13 protein-coding genes and 2 pseudogenes are annotated in these 15380 nt (G+C 68.6%); 4 read left to right on the top strand and 11 right to left on the bottom strand.

What is annotated here, in order from left to right; genetic code table 11:
• Positions 1-30 precede the first annotated feature (30 nt).
• The 5 genes from HWX55_RS13140 to HWX55_RS13120 all read right to left on the bottom strand — a co-directional run bounded on the left by HWX55_RS13140 (position 31) and on the right by HWX55_RS13120 (position 4672).
• Positions 31-732: an ABC transporter ATP-binding protein gene (locus tag HWX55_RS13140; protein ID WP_175975959.1), complete on the bottom strand. Its 702-nt coding sequence runs from the start codon at positions 730-732 to the stop codon at positions 31-33.
• Positions 729-1496: an ABC transporter ATP-binding protein gene (locus HWX55_RS13135; RefSeq protein ID WP_175975958.1), complete on the bottom strand. Its 768-nt coding sequence runs from the start codon at positions 1494-1496 to the stop codon at positions 729-731. The genes HWX55_RS13140 and HWX55_RS13135 overlap by 4 nt, the downstream gene beginning before the upstream one ends.
• Complete coding sequence (locus tag HWX55_RS13130; protein WP_175975957.1) at positions 1493-2536, bottom strand: branched-chain amino acid ABC transporter permease; 1044 nt, start codon at positions 2534-2536, stop codon at positions 1493-1495. Before HWX55_RS13130 ends, HWX55_RS13135 begins: the two co-directional genes overlap by 4 nt.
• On the bottom strand, positions 2533-3393 hold the full coding sequence (locus tag HWX55_RS13125; RefSeq protein ID WP_050013636.1) for a branched-chain amino acid ABC transporter permease: 861 nt from the start codon (positions 3391-3393) through the stop codon (positions 2533-2535). The genes HWX55_RS13130 and HWX55_RS13125 overlap by 4 nt, the downstream gene beginning before the upstream one ends.
• Positions 3394-3463: 70 nt before the next feature.
• Positions 3464-4672 carry an ABC transporter substrate-binding protein gene (locus tag HWX55_RS13120; RefSeq protein ID WP_175975956.1) on the bottom strand — a complete coding sequence of 403 codons (1209 nt, stop codon included), beginning with the start codon at positions 4670-4672 and terminating at the stop codon, positions 3464-3466.
• 228 nt (positions 4673-4900) lie between these two features.
• On the opposite strand from HWX55_RS13120, the gene HWX55_RS13115 reads away from it, so the two are divergent.
• From HWX55_RS13115 to HWX55_RS13105, 3 genes and pseudogenes are all read left to right on the top strand, one after another.
• Positions 4901-5758, top strand: a complete 858-nt coding sequence (locus HWX55_RS13115) for an FCD domain-containing protein (RefSeq protein ID WP_175975955.1) — start codon at positions 4901-4903, stop codon at positions 5756-5758.
• Positions 5759-5781: 23 nt separating this feature from the next.
• Positions 5782-6036: pseudogene (locus HWX55_RS13110) on the top strand (helix-turn-helix transcriptional regulator); the annotation flags it as partial.
• Between the two features lie 122 nt (positions 6037-6158).
• The gene (locus tag HWX55_RS13105; protein WP_175975954.1) at positions 6159-8594 is read left to right on the top strand and encodes a PEP-utilizing enzyme; all 2436 of its coding nucleotides are present in this window, start codon (positions 6159-6161) and stop codon (positions 8592-8594) included.
• 69 nt (positions 8595-8663) lie between these two features.
• Here the strand turns inward: HWX55_RS13105 and HWX55_RS13100 are convergent, their stop codons facing one another.
• Positions 8664-9146, bottom strand: coding sequence for a sugar ABC transporter ATPase (locus tag HWX55_RS13100; RefSeq protein ID WP_244140554.1), 483 nt, complete (start codon positions 9144-9146; stop codon positions 8664-8666).
• A gap of 166 nt (positions 9147-9312) precedes the next feature.
• Here HWX55_RS13100 and HWX55_RS13095 point away from each other — a divergent pair, with 166 nt between their 5' ends.
• A complete protein-coding gene (locus HWX55_RS13095) occupies positions 9313-10293 on the top strand; it encodes a helix-turn-helix domain-containing GNAT family N-acetyltransferase (protein WP_175975953.1) in 981 nt (326 codons plus the stop codon).
• A gap of 10 nt (positions 10294-10303) precedes the next feature.
• Here the strand turns inward: HWX55_RS13095 and HWX55_RS13090 are convergent.
• From HWX55_RS13090 to hutH, 5 genes and pseudogenes are all read right to left on the bottom strand, one after another.
• Positions 10304-10456 (bottom strand): annotated as a pseudogene (locus HWX55_RS13090) (MFS transporter); the annotation flags it as partial.
• 285 nt (positions 10457-10741) lie between these two features.
• Positions 10742-11071, bottom strand: a complete 330-nt coding sequence (locus HWX55_RS13085; protein WP_050016590.1) for an H-NS histone family protein — start codon at positions 11069-11071, stop codon at positions 10742-10744.
• Between the two features lie 325 nt (positions 11072-11396).
• Positions 11397-12746 carry a reverse transcriptase family protein gene (locus HWX55_RS13080; RefSeq protein ID WP_175975952.1) on the bottom strand — a complete coding sequence of 450 codons (1350 nt, stop codon included), beginning with the start codon at positions 12744-12746 and terminating at the stop codon, positions 11397-11399.
• Between the two features lie 327 nt (positions 12747-13073).
• Positions 13074-13829, bottom strand: coding sequence for a histidine utilization repressor (hutC, locus tag HWX55_RS13075; protein WP_175975951.1), 756 nt, complete (start codon positions 13827-13829; stop codon positions 13074-13076).
• 50 nt (positions 13830-13879) lie between these two features.
• Positions 13880-15373, bottom strand: coding sequence for a histidine ammonia-lyase (gene hutH / locus HWX55_RS13070; RefSeq protein ID WP_175975950.1), 1494 nt, complete (start codon positions 15371-15373; stop codon positions 13880-13882).
• Positions 15374-15380: the final 7 nt, after the last annotated feature.

The following is a 15380-nucleotide window of genomic DNA, read 5'->3' as shown; positions in this document are numbered from 1 at the left end:
TTGCCATTCCTCGCATTGAAAGGGCACGGCTCATGCGACGCCGACGCCCAGGTAGCGGTCCTTCACGTCGTGATCGGCCGCGAACGCCGCGTTGCTGCCTTCGTAGACGATCACGCCCTGCTCGATCACGAAGTGGCGATCGGCGAGCTGCGTGCACACTTCGAGGTTCTGTTCGACGAGCAGGATCGCGACGCCGGCCGCCTTGATCCGCTTCAATTGCTCGACGATTTCCTCGACGATCACCGGCGCAAGCCCCTCGACCGGCTCGTCGAGCATCAGCAGCCGCGGATGATTCATCAGCGCGCGGCCGATCGCGAGCATCTGCTGCTCGCCGCCCGACAACTGCGCGCCGCCGTTGCGACGGCGCTCCTTCAGGCGCGGAAAGATCCGGTAGATATCGTCGAGCTGCCACGGCGAATCGCGACGCGCGCCGAGCCGCAGGTTTTCCTCGACCGACAGCAGCCGGAAGATCCCGCGATGCTCGGGCACGAAGCACAGGCCGCGCGCGGCGATCCGGTGCGCGGGCTGCCCGGACACCGGTCGGCCCGCGAACGTCACCGTGCCGCCGGTCGGCGCGACGACGCCCGCGATCGTCTTGAGCGTCGTCGACTTGCCCGCGCCGTTGCGGCCGAGCAGCGTCACCGTCTCGCCTTCGTTCACGTTCAGCGAAATGCCCTGCAGCACGTGGCTCTTGCCGTAGCAGGCGTGAACATCCTTCACGTCGAGCATCATGCGCGGCCTCCGGTGATCATGTTGCCGAGATACGCGCTGCGCACGCGCGCGTCGCCGCGAATCTCATCGGGCTTGCCTTCGACCAGCACGCGCCCCTGCTGCATCACCGTGATCGTGTCCGAGATGTCCATCACGATGCCCATGTTGTGTTCGATCAGCACGACCGTGTAGTCGTCCCGCAGGCCGCGGATCAGCGTCTTCATGTCGTCGAGATCGTCGATCCCCATGCCCGACGTCGGCTCGTCGAGGAAGATCGCGCGCGGCCGCGCCGCCAGCGCCATGCCGACCTCGAGCCGGCGCTGCTGGCCGTGCGACAGCACGCCGGCCGCGGTATCGGCGAAGCGCTGCAGGCCGAGCCGCTCGAGGACGTCGTCGACGATGCCGTCATGCGCGAGCGCACCGCGCGGCGGCGTCCACGGATTCAGCGCCCGCCGCGATTCGACGCCCTGCGCGGCGACGCGCAGGTTCTCGCGCACGCTCAGGTTCGGAAACAGGCTCGTGACCTGGAACGAGCAGGCGATGCCGCGCCGCACGCGCTTGTGATCGGGTTCGTGCGACACGTCGTGGCCGTCGAACAGGATCGAGCCCGACGTGATCGGCAGCGTGCCGGTCAGCGTATGGAACAGCGTCGTCTTGCCCGCGCCGTTCGGGCCGATCACCGAATGCACGGTGCGCGGCATGATGCGCAGATCGACGCCGCCCAGCGCCGTGAACTTGCCGTAGCGCTTGACGATGCCGCGCGCTTCGAGAATCGCTTCGCTCATTGCCGCTCCTTGGCCGTGGCCGCCGCGCGATCGCTACGCCGCAGCGACGCCACGATGCGTTCGCCCAGCCCCCACAATCCGCGCTGCATGAACAGGCTGACCGCGATCAGCACGAGGCCGAGCAGCAGCAGCCAGCGCGGCCACAGCGTCGACAGCCAGTCCGCGAACAGCACGTAGAACGCCGCGCCGAGCACCGACGCGAACAGGTTGCCCGTGCCACCGATCACCGTCATCACGAGGATCATCTCGCTCGTGTGGTAGTCGATGTTCGACAGCGGCGCGATGCCCGTCATCAGCGCGTGCAGCGCCCCGGCCAGGCCCGTGACCGCGCCCGAGATCACGAACGCCGCGAGCTTGAAGCGCTTCACGTCGTAGCCGGCCGCCGCCGCGCGCGCTTCGTTGTCGCGAATCGCGAGCAGCGTGCGGCCGAACACCGAGCGCGACACGCGCAACAGCAGCCAGAACACCGCGACGAACAGCACCGCGACGAAGCCGTAGTAGCGCCACGGCGACGCGAGCGAGACGAGCGGATGCCCGAATGCGGCGAGCGCCGGGCGCGGGATGTCGAGCAGCCCGTTGTCGCCGCCCGTCACGTTCGGCGTCGTATACGCGAGGAAATAGAACAGCTGCCCGAATGCAAGCGTCAGCATCACGAAATACGTGCCGCGCTGCCGGATCGAGAACCAGCCGACGAGTGCGGCCGCGACGGCACCGAGCACCGCCGCCGCAAGCAGTGCGACGCTCACCGATGCGACACCGCGCGTCAGCACCAGCCCGGCCGCGTAGCTGCCGAGCCCGAAGAAGATGCCCTGCCCGAACGACAACAGCCCCGTGTAGCCGAGCAACAGGTTGCAGCCGAGCGCGGCGAGCGCGAACACCAGCACTTCGGTCGCGAGCGAGCCCGAACTCAGCACGAGCGGCAACACGCACGCGGCCACCACCGCGAGCCAACCTTCCGGCCGCTGCAGCACGCCGCGCCACGGCTGCGGGCGTTGCGACGCCGCCGCGCCCGGCGGCAGTGGTTTCGACGAATCGATCATGCGGCCCTCCCCAGCAAACCATTCGGACGCAGCAGCAGCACGGCCGCCATCGCGACATAGATCATCAGCCGCGCGCCTTCCGGCCACAGCGTGCTCATCAGGCTCTGCACGATGCCGACCAGCAGCCCGCCGACGAGCGCGCCGAGAAAATTCCCCATCCCGCCGACGACGACCACGACGAACGCGACGCCGAGCGCCTCGATGCCCATGAACGGATCGACGCCGCGGATCGGTGCGGCGAGTACGCCGGCCAGCGCGGCCGTCGCCGCGCCGAGCGCGAACACGAGGCTGAACACGCGGGTCACGTTGATGCCGAGCAGCGACACCATCTCCGTCGACTCGCTGCCCGCACGCACCGTACTGCCGAGCCGCGTGCCTTCGAGCACCCACCACAGCAACGCGGCGAGGACGGCCGTGAACGCGATCACGAACAGCCGGTACTTCGGGTAGACGAAGCCGCCCCAGATCACGACGCCGTTCAGCGCGTCGGGCGGCGGCACGTTGTCGCCGAGCGGCCCCCACGCGAGGATCGCGCATTCCTGCAGCACGAGCGCGAGCCCGACCGTCGCGAGGATGTGGAATTCATGCTGCTGCGCGTACACATGGCGCAGCACCAGCTTCTCGACGATCCACGCGAACGCGCCGACGACGAGCGGCACGAGCGCGAGCGCGACCCAGAAATTCGCCGACCATTGCAGCGCCTGATAGCAGAGGTACGCCCCGAGCAGGTAGAACGCGCCGTGAGCGAAATTCACGAAGCGCAGCAGGCCGAACACGATCGACAGGCCGACCGCGAGCAGGAAATACAGCATGCCCACGCCGATGCCGTTGACGATCTGCAGCAGATAGACGTTCATGGCTTCCGTGTCGGAAAGAAAGATAACGGACGCCCGCGGCGCGCGATGCGCCGCGAACGCATGCACGGCGTCACGCGAGCTTGCAGCCCGTCTTGTCGAGCGGCAGGAACGACTGGCCGGAGCTGACGATGTCGGCATAGTCGTCCGCGTTCTTCATCCGGCCCTTCGGCTTGCCCTTCAGCAGGTAGTAGTTCTTCAGCACCTGGTGGTCGCCCTTGCGGATTTCCTCCGGGCCCGTGAGGCCGTCGTACTTCATCCCTTCCATCGCCGCGACGACCTTCTTCGGATCGGCGCTGCCGGCCTTCACCATCGCGTCGATCAGGATCTTCGAGCAGATGTACGAACCCGCGAGGCTGTAGTTCGGGTTCGCCTTGAACGCGGCGTTCGTGCGCTTCACGAGATCGCGGTTCAGCGGCGAATCGATGCCGTGCCAGTACTGCGCGCCGAAATACACGCCGTCGCAGATGTCCGGCCCGAGCGCCTCGAACTGCTCGAGACCCGATGCCCATGCGAGCAGGATCGTGCAGTTGCGCTTCATCCCGAAGCTGACGGCCTGGCGCAGCGTGTCCGACGATTGCGAGCCGAAGTTCAGGATCAGCAGCACGTCCGGCTGCGCGGCCGCCGCATTCGTCAGATAGCCGCTGAACTCCTTCTCGGCGAGCGAGTGGTAGCTGTTGCCGACGTGCTCGATGCCCTTCTCCTTGAAGACCGCCTTCGCGGCCGACAGCAGGCCGTCGCCGAACACGTATTGCGGCGTGATCGTGTACCAGCGCTTCGCCTTCGGCAGCATCTGGATCAACGGGCGCACCGTCTGCTCGATCGCGCCGAACGTCGGCACCGACCAGCGGAACGTCGCCGCGTTGCAATCCTTGCCGGTGATCTCGTCCGCACCGGCCGTCGTGATGAACACGCCGTCCGCCTTCTGGACTTCCTTGCCCATCGCCAGCGATTCGGACGACAGGATGCCGCCCGCGAAGAAGCGCACGCCCTTCTGCTGCGCGATTTCCTGCACGCGCCGCACGGCGGTCGCGGGCTTGCCCTCGGTGTCGAGCGCCGTATAGGCGAGCGGCGCGCCGAGCACCTTGCCGTATTGCTTGACGACGAGCTGCATGCCGAGATCGGCGTACTTGCCGTTGGCGGCGAACGGGCCGGACATCGGCACCGGGCAGGCAAGCTGGATGGGCGAGCCCTGCGCGAACGCGACCCGGGACGACATGCTGCCGAGCGCGCCCGGCACGGCCGACAGCGCGGCCAGTTTCAACAGTTCTCGGCGATTCAAGTTGAGCTCCTCATGAGGGGGGACACACGCGATACGACCGACTGCCAAACCGTGCCCACGCCACTCCTGGATGCGCGCCGCCGGTTGATCCTATTTATCATGATAAATAGAATGAACCTGATGCTAGAGTTGATCAAAATTGGTGTCAATCAGGCAAAATTCCGTACCCGCGCCGGCACCGGTCGTCGACGATGACGCGGCGCGCAGCCACACAAAGGAGTCGTGAAGATGGTCATGGACCGAGCCAGGGCGGGCCTCGCGGTCGAAATCAAGCAGCCGAAGCGGGCCGACCTCGTCGCCGAGGAGATCAAGCGGCTGATCACCGAGAAGGACCTGAAGCCGGGTGACCGCCTGCCGCGCGAGGCCGAGCTGCAGCAGCTCTACGCGGTGAGCAAGAGCACGATCCGCGAGGCGCTGAAGTCGCTCGAGGTGCAGGGGCTCATCAAGGTCACGACCGGGCCGTCGGGCGGCGGGATGGTCGTCGAGGTGCCGCTCGATCGCACGCTTCAGCTGCTGCAGAACTATCTGTTCTTCAAGGACGTGACGATCGACGACATCTATACGGTGCGCAAGCTGCTCGAACCCGAACTGGCCGCCGGCGCCGTGCCGCATCTAAGCGAGCGTGACTTCGCGGCGCTGGAGGCGAACATCGCGTGCTGCGACGGCGCGTCGGGCGTGCACGATCGCGGCCACATGCTGCGTCAGCGGCAGGAGGACACGACGTTCCACGACATCCTCGCGGCCGCGAATCCGAATCCGTTCCTGCGCTTCAGCTGCGAACTGATCAACGAGATGATCCGGCAGCTGATCGAGTTCCGGAACGACACGCCGCTCGTCGAGCACAAGCGCTTCGGCGAAGCGAACGTGTCGATCCACAAGGCGATCCTGCAGGCCGCGCGCGAGCGCGATGCCGAGCGCGTCCGGGCGCTGATGGTCGAGCACATGACCGAGGCGCCGAAGCACGTGAAGCGGATGAAAGGCAAGCTGCGCGGGCGGTTGATCCTCGATTCCGAGATCCGCAGGCGCGCGGCCGCCGCTTCTGTTGCGGGACTAGATGCGGCCGCAACGGATCCGGAAGAACGCTGATCGGCGGCACACGCGGCGTGGGCACACTCGCCGATGCACTGCACCTGACCGAACGCACATTGCGCCGCCGGCTCGACAAGGACGGCATCACGTTCCAGTCGCTGCTCGACGACGTGCGTCGCGACGAAGCCGTGCGGTTGCTCGACGATCACGCGCTGACGGTCGCCGAGATCGCGGAGCGGCTCGGCTACAGCGAGCCGCGCAGCTTCCGTCATGCGTACCGGCGCTGGACCGGCAAGACGCCGCGCGAGACCCAAACAAACGGCAAATTGAAGTAAATCGACTCGCGTAGAATGCCCCACCATCCATCCGAGCGGGGCCACGCTTCCATTCCACTCGCACCGGGCAATACCAACAAAAACCGCGGCAATCGCGACGATCGTCGACCGACGAAGCCTTCATGAGCCAACCGATCCTGTACCTCCTCGCCGGCAACGGCAGCGCAGCCGACTGGTGGGACGACGCGCTGCCCCACTTCCGGCGCTATCGCCCCGTGCCGCTCGAACTGCCGGGCTTCGGCGATCATCCCGCGCCGCCGTGCGAGGATCTCGCCGCCTATGCGCAGGCGCTGTTGGATGCGACCGAACCCGGGCACGCGATCATGGCGGTCGGCGTGAATGCGCTGGTGGTCCTGCACGCGTTGCAGCGGCACCCCGGCCACTTCGGCCGCAGCGTGCTGCTCGCCCCGGTCGGCGCGTTCCTGTGGGAGCGGCGCCTGCCGAAACTGATGGCGCCGAAGCCGCTGCGCAAGACCATCCACTGGCTGCTCGCGCACTACCCGGCGCTGTTCGCCCGCAAGTTCTCGAGCCGGACCTGGACGTCCGCGCAGTATCGCCGCATGGGCGCCGGCTATGCCCGTTGCCGCGCGTTCGTGCCGCACTGGGATCTCGTGCGCGCCGATACCGCGCTGCCGCTGCTCGAGTGGGTCACCGATCGCATCGAACTCGTGTGGGGCGGCCAGGATGCGGTGCTCGGCGTCGGGCAGGCCGCCGCGTGGTCGGCGATCCTCGCGCGCGCCGACCTGACCGTCACGCTGCAGCCCGGCTGGGGACACTATCCGTGGATCGACGCGCCGGCGGCGTTCGCGCAGTGGCTCGAAGGGGCCGACACGGGCTTCGTCGCGCATACCAAAGGCGGGCGCCTCGCGCTGGCCGCGATGGCCGGGTTGCCGGTACCGCCCGCGCTGTCGCTGACCGCTGCCGACGATCCGCGCCTGCCCGGCTTTCTCGCGAGCCAGCCGGACGCCGAGTGGGCGATCCGGTCGTCGAGCCATGGCGAAGACCAGGCCGATGCGGCGAACGCGGGCCTGCACACGACGTTCCTGCGCGTACCGGCATCGCAAGCCGCCGCGCGCGTGGCCGAACTGCTCGACGGCGGCCTCGAGGAAGCCGTCGTGCAGCGCTTCATCACGCCCGTGCTGTCGGGTATCGCGTTCGTGCGCCATCTCGCGATCGAAGTCGAATGGGTCGAAGGTCACCTCGAAACGCTCGCCGACGGGCAGGCCAGCCCGCGGCGCGCGATTCTGTCGCGGCTCGGCGAGCCGTGGCAGCGCGGCACGTTCGCGACCGCGCACGGCCTGACCGCGCAGCAGCTGTGGGCGTTCCTGCAACGTGTGCTGCGCGCGTTCCATTACGTGCCGGGCGACGTCGCATGGGCGTGGGACGGTGCGCAGCTGTGGCTGCTGCAGTACCGTCCGATCAGCACCTACGGCTGGCATCGTCACCTGACCGCCGCGAACATCGCGGAGATCCTGCCGCCGCAGCCGAGCCGGCTGGTCGAATATGCGCAACGGCGGGCGGCCGGCAGCATCCCGGCCATCATGGCGCGCTGGGACGCACGCGTGCTGCGCGACAACGAACCGTTCACCGCGCTCTACGGCGGCGCGTCGTACATCAACAACGACCTGTTCCTCGCGCGTCTCGCGGACTGGGGCGTGTCGGCCGCCCACTACAGCGGCGAGATCGGCGGTGCGACGCCGCCGCTGCGCTGGCGACCGCTGCGCCTGCTGCGTGCGCTGCCGGTGTTCTGGCGGATGCTGCGCGTCGCGCGCGGGCACCTGCCGACGCTCGCCCGCGGCCTGGAACGCTTCGACCGGGAACTGGCGACGCTCGTCGAACGGCGCGCCGACGGCCAGCAACTCGCCGACTGGTTCACGCGCTTCTACGTGTTCGTCGTGCAGGGCAACCTGTGCATCGCGTCATCGCTGGCGAGCAGCGGCGGCGCCCTGTGGGGGCGTCCGCCGACCGCGTACGGCCAGCTCGACGACAGCCCGCACCGCCTGCCGTGGGAAACCGATCCCGGCACCGCGCGGCCACCGGCCGCCGACCTGCCGCTGCAGCCGTTTCCCGAGTGGCCGCTGCCGATCCGCGTGCTGCACGCGCTCGGCGCGCCCGGCATGCGCGGCTGGTATCTGCAGGTGCGCGAGTGGTATCGCGACAACCTGATGCGCGTGTTCTTCCGCCTGCATCACGCGATGCCGGCCACCGAGCGCGACACGTGGTTCGCGCCGCACCCCGAGCGCCGCGATCGCAACGGCAGCTTCTGGCAGGACGGCAGCGAAGGCACCGACGAGGCCGCCGGCTTCATGATCTATCCGGGTGACACGCAGGGCGTGCTCGGCCGCGACATCCTGCTCGAAGACACGCTCGACCCGGGCCGGCACGCGCAGTACCAGGCCGCCCGCGCGGTGATCGCGCGCATGGGCGGCCGGCTGTCGCACGGCGCGACGCTGCTGCGCGAACTGCGCAAGCCATCGGCCGTGCTGCCGCGTGTCGAGGCGGCGTGGGTGGGGCGCGAAGTGCGGCTCAGCGACGGCCGGCTGACGCTCGTCGAATAGGACGCGCGCCGGCGCGGCGATCCGGCAACCGCATCACGCAGCGGTTGCCGCCTACCGAATCGGTACGCATCAGCGCAGCGGCGTGCGGATTTTCCCGTCGACCTTCAACGTGCGCCGGTCGCGCGCGACCTCGTATTCGACCGTCTGCGCGGGCGTGACCGCGCCATAGGACCGGCCGTTCACATAGACGACGCCGTCGCGCAACTCGACCCTATCGCCGTTGACCGTCGCGGTGGCGCGGTCTCCCTGCAACACGGCGCCCGAACAGCCGACGGTCGAGAAGCTGCGGACCGACGTGTCCGGCATCGCGGCGTTCCCGCCGCCCGGGTCCGCCGCATGCGCGGCGCTGCATGGCAGCGCGTCCATGGTGCCGGCCGCGTGGAGCGGCGCCGCCCCGATGCCGCTCCCGGCAAGCAACGCGATCGTCATCGGCAGCAGCTTGTTCATCAGGATCTCCGTGGTCCGCAGTCGTCGATCGATGATCGATCGGCGCCCTGCTCGCAGGTCGGCCAATGCCGCCCAGTATGCGGCCACTTCGCCGCGCGCGGCCATCCGCTTCAATATCCGTCGCGGCCCGCTATCCGAGCGTCGTCCCGCGCTTCGCCCGCTCGATCACCGACAGCACGGAAGCGCCGCCTCTCCACATGAAAATCGTCTTGCTCAAGTTGCGATCCGCAACTATTATTGATTGCGATACGCAACCGTTCGGGAGCAAACCATGGACCTCATCGACGCACCGGCGAAGCCGCGCGACGCGACCATCCTCGAGCTGCGCGACTTTTCGCGCAAACTGGTGCGCGAACTCGGCTTCATGCGCGCGACGCTGGCCGACAGCGACTGGGCGCCGTCGGCCGTGCATGCGATCCTCGAGATCGGGATGGCGCCCGGCATCAACGCGAAGGATCTCGGCGCCATCCTGCGGCTCGACAAATCGAACACGAGCCGGCAACTCGCGCGGCTCGAAGGGGCCGGTATCGTGGAGCGGCGCGTGTCGACCGAGGATGCGCGTGCGATCGAGCTGTACCTGACCGCCGAAGGCAAAAAGCTCCAAAAAAGAATCGACACGTTCGCGACCGATCAGGTGTCGAATGCGCTGCGCCGCATGATTCCGGCCGACCAGCAGGCGCTGCTGCGTTCGCTCGCGCTGTATGCCGATGCGCTCGCGCAGGACAACGCGGCCAGGGCGAGCGTCGCGCCCGCCGATGCGCCGTCGATTCGCGAAGGCTATCGGCCGGGCTGCATCGGCGACATCGCGAGCCTGCATGCACGCTTCTATGCGGAGCACTGGGGTTTCGGCGCGTTCTTCGAACAGCGGGTGGCGACCGAGCTGGCCGCCTTCGCGGGCGCGCTGCCGGCCGACGGCAAGGCGCTCTGGCTGTGCGAGGAAGACGGCCGGACGCTCGCGTCGCTCGCGATCGACGGCGACCCGGCGACGGGCGTCGCGCACCTGCGCTGGTTCATCGTCAACGACGCGTTGCGCGGCTCGGGCGTCGGGCGTCGGCTGATGACGCTCGCGATGCGTTTCGTCGACGAGCACCGGTTTCGCGAGACCTACCTGTGGACCTTCAAGGGGCTCGATGCCGCACGTCATCTGTACGAGTCGTTCGGCTTTGCGCTGACGAGCGAGTCCGCGGGCACGCAATGGGGAACCGAGGTGGTCGAGCAGCGCTTCAGCCGGCCGGGGCCGGCTGGCGGTTGAGATCGGCGGACGGCAGCATGAAGCCGAGGATCAGCAGGTCGAAGCCGTCCATCGCATAGCCGATCGCCGATCCGGCCATCGCCTTCCACGCGGACGACCCGACCCGCTCCACGCGCGGGGCCGACGGGCCGTCGAGGGCCGAAGGTTTGATGTTTGCCGCCATGGTGTCCTGCCACGAATGTCCGGCGACATTCCAAGGCGTGTGCCCGCGAACGACGGAGGCGGACACGCGTCGGCCCGCGCCGGCCGGACGGCTGGCGGAAAACGTCGGGCAATGCGCGGAAACGGAAAAGGAAAAGAGAAAACGTCGATCCAGTGCGGCGGCGCGGCCGGCGATGTCGCGATCAGGCCGGACACCGAACGAAAGACAGCGGGCCGGCCGGGGATTACCGGCCGGCCCGCGTGCGTGAACCGGACGGCGCCGGATGGCCTTGCGGCGCGGCGGGCTTCAGCCCTGATCGTCGCCCGGCCACCAGGTCCTGGCCTCGCGGTCGACGGCGAGCGTGTCGAGATCCTTGCCTTCGAGCCATTTCGGCCGCGGGCCGCGCCCGGACCATGAGCGGCCGGTCGACGGATCGTAGTACTTGGCAGGCGCCTTGCGCTTGCGCTGGACGATGTAGCCGAGCGCGCTCAGCACTTCCTGCTGCGAAATTCCCAACAGTTCGACCTGTTCCTTGAAGGCCGCGAGCGCGGCTTGCTTCTCCTTCTGCTTCGCCTCTGACAGCTTGATGTTCAGGTCCCGAAGTTGTGCTTCGAGTTCCTGCAGGGCCTGGGTCATGTATTCATCCTCTTTGGGCATGTTTTTGCAAAAAGCTCCGATGGCCGAACCTACCACGAAGTTCCGCCTATAGGGGCTGTCAAATCGGTGAATCGTCCACCTGAGCCGGCATGATTTGCGCGACGCGCACCAAACGACGTCGTGCGTCACTGACAGGCAGGACCAGGCCGGCAACGGGCGGCGCGCCGCGTACGCATGCACGGGACGAACGGCGGCGGCAAGTGATTCGCCGCCCCTGACACGGGCGCGGCATGGCGCGAATGATAGCAGTGCGCGGCGTCGTGTTGCAGAAGTCGCTGACCGGAGTCGAGGCGGGCCCGACGGTTCAGCGGTTCTCGCTGCCGGCATCCCATGCGATCCGGTCGAACAGCGTGCGCAGCTTCGCGCCGCGCGCCGCATTCAGCGCGGTCGCATGCGCGACGCGTCCGGCCAGATGCGCGCGGAAATCCGGATGCGCGTCGCGATTCTGCGACGCCGGGCCATGCCGGATGCAGTTGGTCAGGATGGCCTTCAGGCGATCGAACGCGTCGCGCGCCAGGTTCGGATGACGGTTGACGACCACGCCGGCCAGTTGCTGCCGCGTGCCGCGCAGCATCACGCGCGTCTTGCGCAATTGCAGCGCGAAGCCTTCGTCGAGTGCGATCGCGGCGACCCGGATTTGCAGCCGCTCGACGTCGCGCGCGAGCGCACCACCGCCGGAAAACGCGAGATCGTCCGCATAGCGCGTGTAGGTCGCATCGAGCGAACGCGCGAGCGCGGCGAGCCGCATGTCGAACCGGAACGCGCACAGGTTCGCGAGCGCCGGCGACGTCGGCGCACCCTGCGGCAGATGCCGTTCGCGATAGCGCTGGCGGCCGATCCAGTCGAACCGGTCGCGCAGGTCCGGCGCGAGCAGCCGCGCCGACGGCACGCGATTGGTGCACAGCCCGGTGAGCGTGCGCGCGACTTCGGCCGGATACCCGAGCGTCGCGAACAGCGCATGGACGCGCGCGGCGCGCACCGACACGAAGAAATCCGCGAGGTCGAAGCGCACGACGACGTCGCGATCCGCATGCGGCGCCGCGAACGACACGATCCCGTGCCCCTTGCGAAAACCGTGTACCGCGCCATGCGGCGCGATGCGATCGAGCAGCTCGTGCAGGATCCGACGCTGCGCTTCGCGCAGCCGCCCCTTCGGGATTTCGACGAGGCGGCACCCGCCGCTGCGCTTGTCGACCGGGACGTACGTGTAGTGATGCAGCGGCGTGGCGCTGCCGCGCGCGTCGACGCGCCAATGATCGGACAGCCAGTCGAGTGCCGGCGTGCTGATGCCGAGCCAGCCGGCGAGATCGCCGGGCGTCGGCCATTGCGGCACGTCGCAGCCGGCGAGCGGCGCCGGCGGCGGTCGCTGGACCAGCGGGCGCCGCACGATGCGAATCACCGCCGGCCGACGGTCGCCATACCATGCACGCACGAACGCGGGCGCGTCGGCGAGGACCGCCGCGAGCACGTCGGTGTCGGTATCGGCCCAGTTCGCGCCGAAGCGGACGAGCGCGACGTCCGCGCATTCGTACGTCCACGGCGGCGCGTCGCCGAGCACGGCCGCCATCCGCGCGACGACGCCGTCGCGTTCGGGCGAACCGGCGAGCATCGCTTCGGCAAGCGTACGGGTGGTGTCGCGCAGAGGTGAGTGCATGGATGGAGATGGGCAGGACGACGAGCCAACGTGGCTGGTACTGCGAGGGGTCATGTTGCGCGACGCGCAACGGCGCCCCTTGCGACGCATCGGCGTATCGAGCTGATCCACGGGGTAGCCCCGTAGTCCTGGAACATCGGCTGCCTGTTCCGGGCGTGTGCTTGACCCGCCGCCCCGCGTCGCGACTTTAATCGGCGACGACGCCAGGTGTCAAATCGAGCCGGACGACGCGCGATACGCGGCGGCGTCGCGATGCGGCCGCCCGATTTCCCGACGCGCCGGCCGAAGCGGCAAACGGCCCGCTCCGCCCAGCGCCACCCTGCTTCCCTACATGTTGCCCGCCAGATGAAACCGCGATGCCGGATGCCACAGCCTGACCGACGTGGCGACCTGCTCGCCGACCCACGTCCGGCGTCGCAGCAGCAGACACGGTTCACCGATTTCCATCACGAGATGCCGGCGCACCTGCGCATTGGGCTTCTCCGCGTAGATCTGGAACTCCGCACGCTGGATCGGCGCCAGTCGCACCATGTAATGGTTCGGCGTCTCGATCGTGAAGTCCTGCTCCAGATACGCGGGAAACAAGGCCGGATTGACGTAGCGATCCTCGAACTGGATCGGTTCGTCCTCCTCGTAATGCACGATCCGCGAATGAAACACGGGCCCCGCGCGCAGTCCGAGCGCGTCGATCGCATCCGGGTCGACGCTGCGCTCGATCATCAGCACGCGCGCACTGTGCCGATGGCCGCGCTCGGCGATCTCGTCCGCGATGTTGCGGATCTCCAGCACCGTCGATTCGTAATGCCGGCGCTCGACGAACGTGCCGGCGCCCTGGATGCGCGTCAGCACGCGCTCGACCGTCAGTTCGCGCAGCGCGCGCGACACCGTCATCCGCGCCACGCCGAATTCCTTGACCAGTTCCGCCTCGGTCGGGATCGCGGCGCCGGGCTTCCAGTCGCCCTTCGCGATCCGCTCGACGACGTAGCGCTTGATCTGCTGATAGGCCGGCAGCGCCCGCGCCGGTACGGTGTCGACCGATGCCTTCGCAGGCCGTGCGGAAAGTCTGCGTTCCGTTTCGCTCATGCGCCCTCGACCGGATGAATGTGGGGTGATCGGCTCGTCCTCGACCGTCGTCACTGCAACGATGGCGGCACACCGGCGACGATGCCGGCCGCGATCGCGATATCGTCCGCGAGCGGCCGGTCGTCGTGATATGCCGGCACGCGTTCGCGCACCTGCCGCCACAGCGCGTCGGTCGATGCGGCCCGCGCCGTTTCGGCCGGCTGCAGGTCGTACGCCTGCGCGGCGGCCAGCAACTCGATCGCGAGCACGCGCGTCGTATTCTCGATGATGTCGAGCGCCTTCAGCGCGGCCGGCGTCGCGTGACACAGGTGATCTTCCTGCAGCCCCGACGTGATGCCGCCGTCGAGGCTCGCCGGCGCGGCCAGCCGCTGATTCTGCGCGACCAGCGCGACCGCCGTGTATTGCGCGATCATGAAACCCGAACAACTGCCGCCCGGCGCGGCAAGAAACGCCGGCAGCCCGCTGACGAGCGGATTCACGAGCCGGTCGAGACGCCGCTCCGCGATCGCCGCGACCTGGGCCATCGCCGCCGCGAGGCTGTCCATCGCAAGCGCGATGCCCGCGCCGACCGCATGCGCCTGCGAATGCACGGCCGGCGCCTCTCGCGTGCCGGCGACGATCGGATTGTCGGTGACGGACGCGAGTTCGCGATCGACGACCTCCGCCGTGACGTCGAACACGTCGCGTGCCGCGCCATGCACGTGCGGAATCGTGCGCAGGCTGAGCGGATCCTGCGTATGCCGGCCGCTCGCCGCGACGAGCATGCCGCTGTCCGCCAGCAATGCACGCAAACGGGCGCCGACCTGCCCGATACCGGGCGAAATCCGCAGCGCGAGCGAAGCCGGATCGAATGCGGCGAGCTGCCCGCCGAGATTCTCGAAGCTCATCGCCGCGATCCAGTCGGCCCAGTCGAGCAACCGTTCGGCGCGAACCAGCGCGAGCGCGGCCAGCCCCGTGACGCACGGCGTCCCGTTGACGAGGCTCAACCCCTCCTTCGCACCGAGGACGAGCGGTTCGCGGCCGATGCGCCGCAGCGCCTCGTCGCCGCGCACGCGTTCGCCGCGATGGCGCGCATGACCGTGCCCGACGCAGACGAGCGCGACGTGCGCCATGTGGGTCAGGTACCCGACCGAGCCGTGCGCCGGCACTTCGGGCAGGCAATCGTGCTCCAGCAGCGCGACGAGCTGTTCGACGACGTCGGCCCGGACACCCGAATGCCCGTGCGCATAGTTGTTGATCGCGGCCGCGATGATCGCGCGCGTTTCGGCCGCGCCGAGCGGCATGCCGACGCCTACCGCATGACTCATCAGGATGTTGTGCGACAGCGTGCTCTGCTGGGCCGGCGATACGATCACGTCGCACAGCGCGCCGACGCCGGTATTGACGCCATAGGCGCGAATCCCGCGCGCGACGATCTCGTCGACGAGTTCGCGAGCGGCCACGACCCGCGCGCGCGCATCGTCGGCCAACGCCAGCGGCTCGCCGGCCGCCACCGCCGCCACCTGCCGCCAGTCAAGCGGCTGCGCCGCACGGAATACGGTCATGGCAGCC

It is taken from the genome of Burkholderia sp. BCC1047 (assembly GCF_902833155.1).
GTDB classification, from domain to species: domain Bacteria; phylum Pseudomonadota; class Gammaproteobacteria; order Burkholderiales; family Burkholderiaceae; genus Burkholderia; species Burkholderia sola.
The sequence above is the reverse complement of the archived record's forward strand: the minus strand, read 5'-3'. Positions and strand labels throughout refer to the sequence as shown.

Coding starts and splice junctions, on each gene's coding strand:
- HWX55_RS13140 (WP_175975959.1), bottom strand. CDS start 732: ATGATGCTCGACGTGAAGGATGTTCACGCCTGCTACGGCAAGAGCCAC.
- HWX55_RS13135 (WP_175975958.1), bottom strand. CDS start 1,496: ATGAGCGAAGCGATTCTCGAAGCGCGCGGCATCGTCAAGCGCTACGGC.
- HWX55_RS13130 (WP_175975957.1), bottom strand. CDS start 2,536: ATGATCGATTCGTCGAAACCACTGCCGCCGGGCGCGGCGGCGTCGCAA.
- HWX55_RS13125 (WP_050013636.1), bottom strand. CDS start 3,393: ATGAACGTCTATCTGCTGCAGATCGTCAACGGCATCGGCGTGGGCATG.
- HWX55_RS13115 (WP_175975955.1), top strand. CDS start 4,901: ATGGTCATGGACCGAGCCAGGGCGGGCCTCGCGGTCGAAATCAAGCAG.
- HWX55_RS13105 (WP_175975954.1), top strand. CDS start 6,159: ATGAGCCAACCGATCCTGTACCTCCTCGCCGGCAACGGCAGCGCAGCC.
- HWX55_RS13100 (WP_244140554.1), bottom strand. CDS start 9,146: ATGGCCGCGCGCGGCGAAGTGGCCGCATACTGGGCGGCATTGGCCGAC.
- HWX55_RS13095 (WP_175975953.1), top strand. CDS start 9,313: ATGGACCTCATCGACGCACCGGCGAAGCCGCGCGACGCGACCATCCTC.
- HWX55_RS13085 (WP_050016590.1), bottom strand. CDS start 11,071: ATGACCCAGGCCCTGCAGGAACTCGAAGCACAACTTCGGGACCTGAAC.
- HWX55_RS13080 (WP_175975952.1), bottom strand. CDS start 12,746: ATGCACTCACCTCTGCGCGACACCACCCGTACGCTTGCCGAAGCGATG.
- hutC (WP_175975951.1), bottom strand. CDS start 13,829: ATGAGCGAAACGGAACGCAGACTTTCCGCACGGCCTGCGAAGGCATCG.
- hutH (WP_175975950.1), bottom strand. CDS start 15,373: ATGACCGTATTCCGTGCGGCGCAGCCGCTTGACTGGCGGCAGGTGGCG.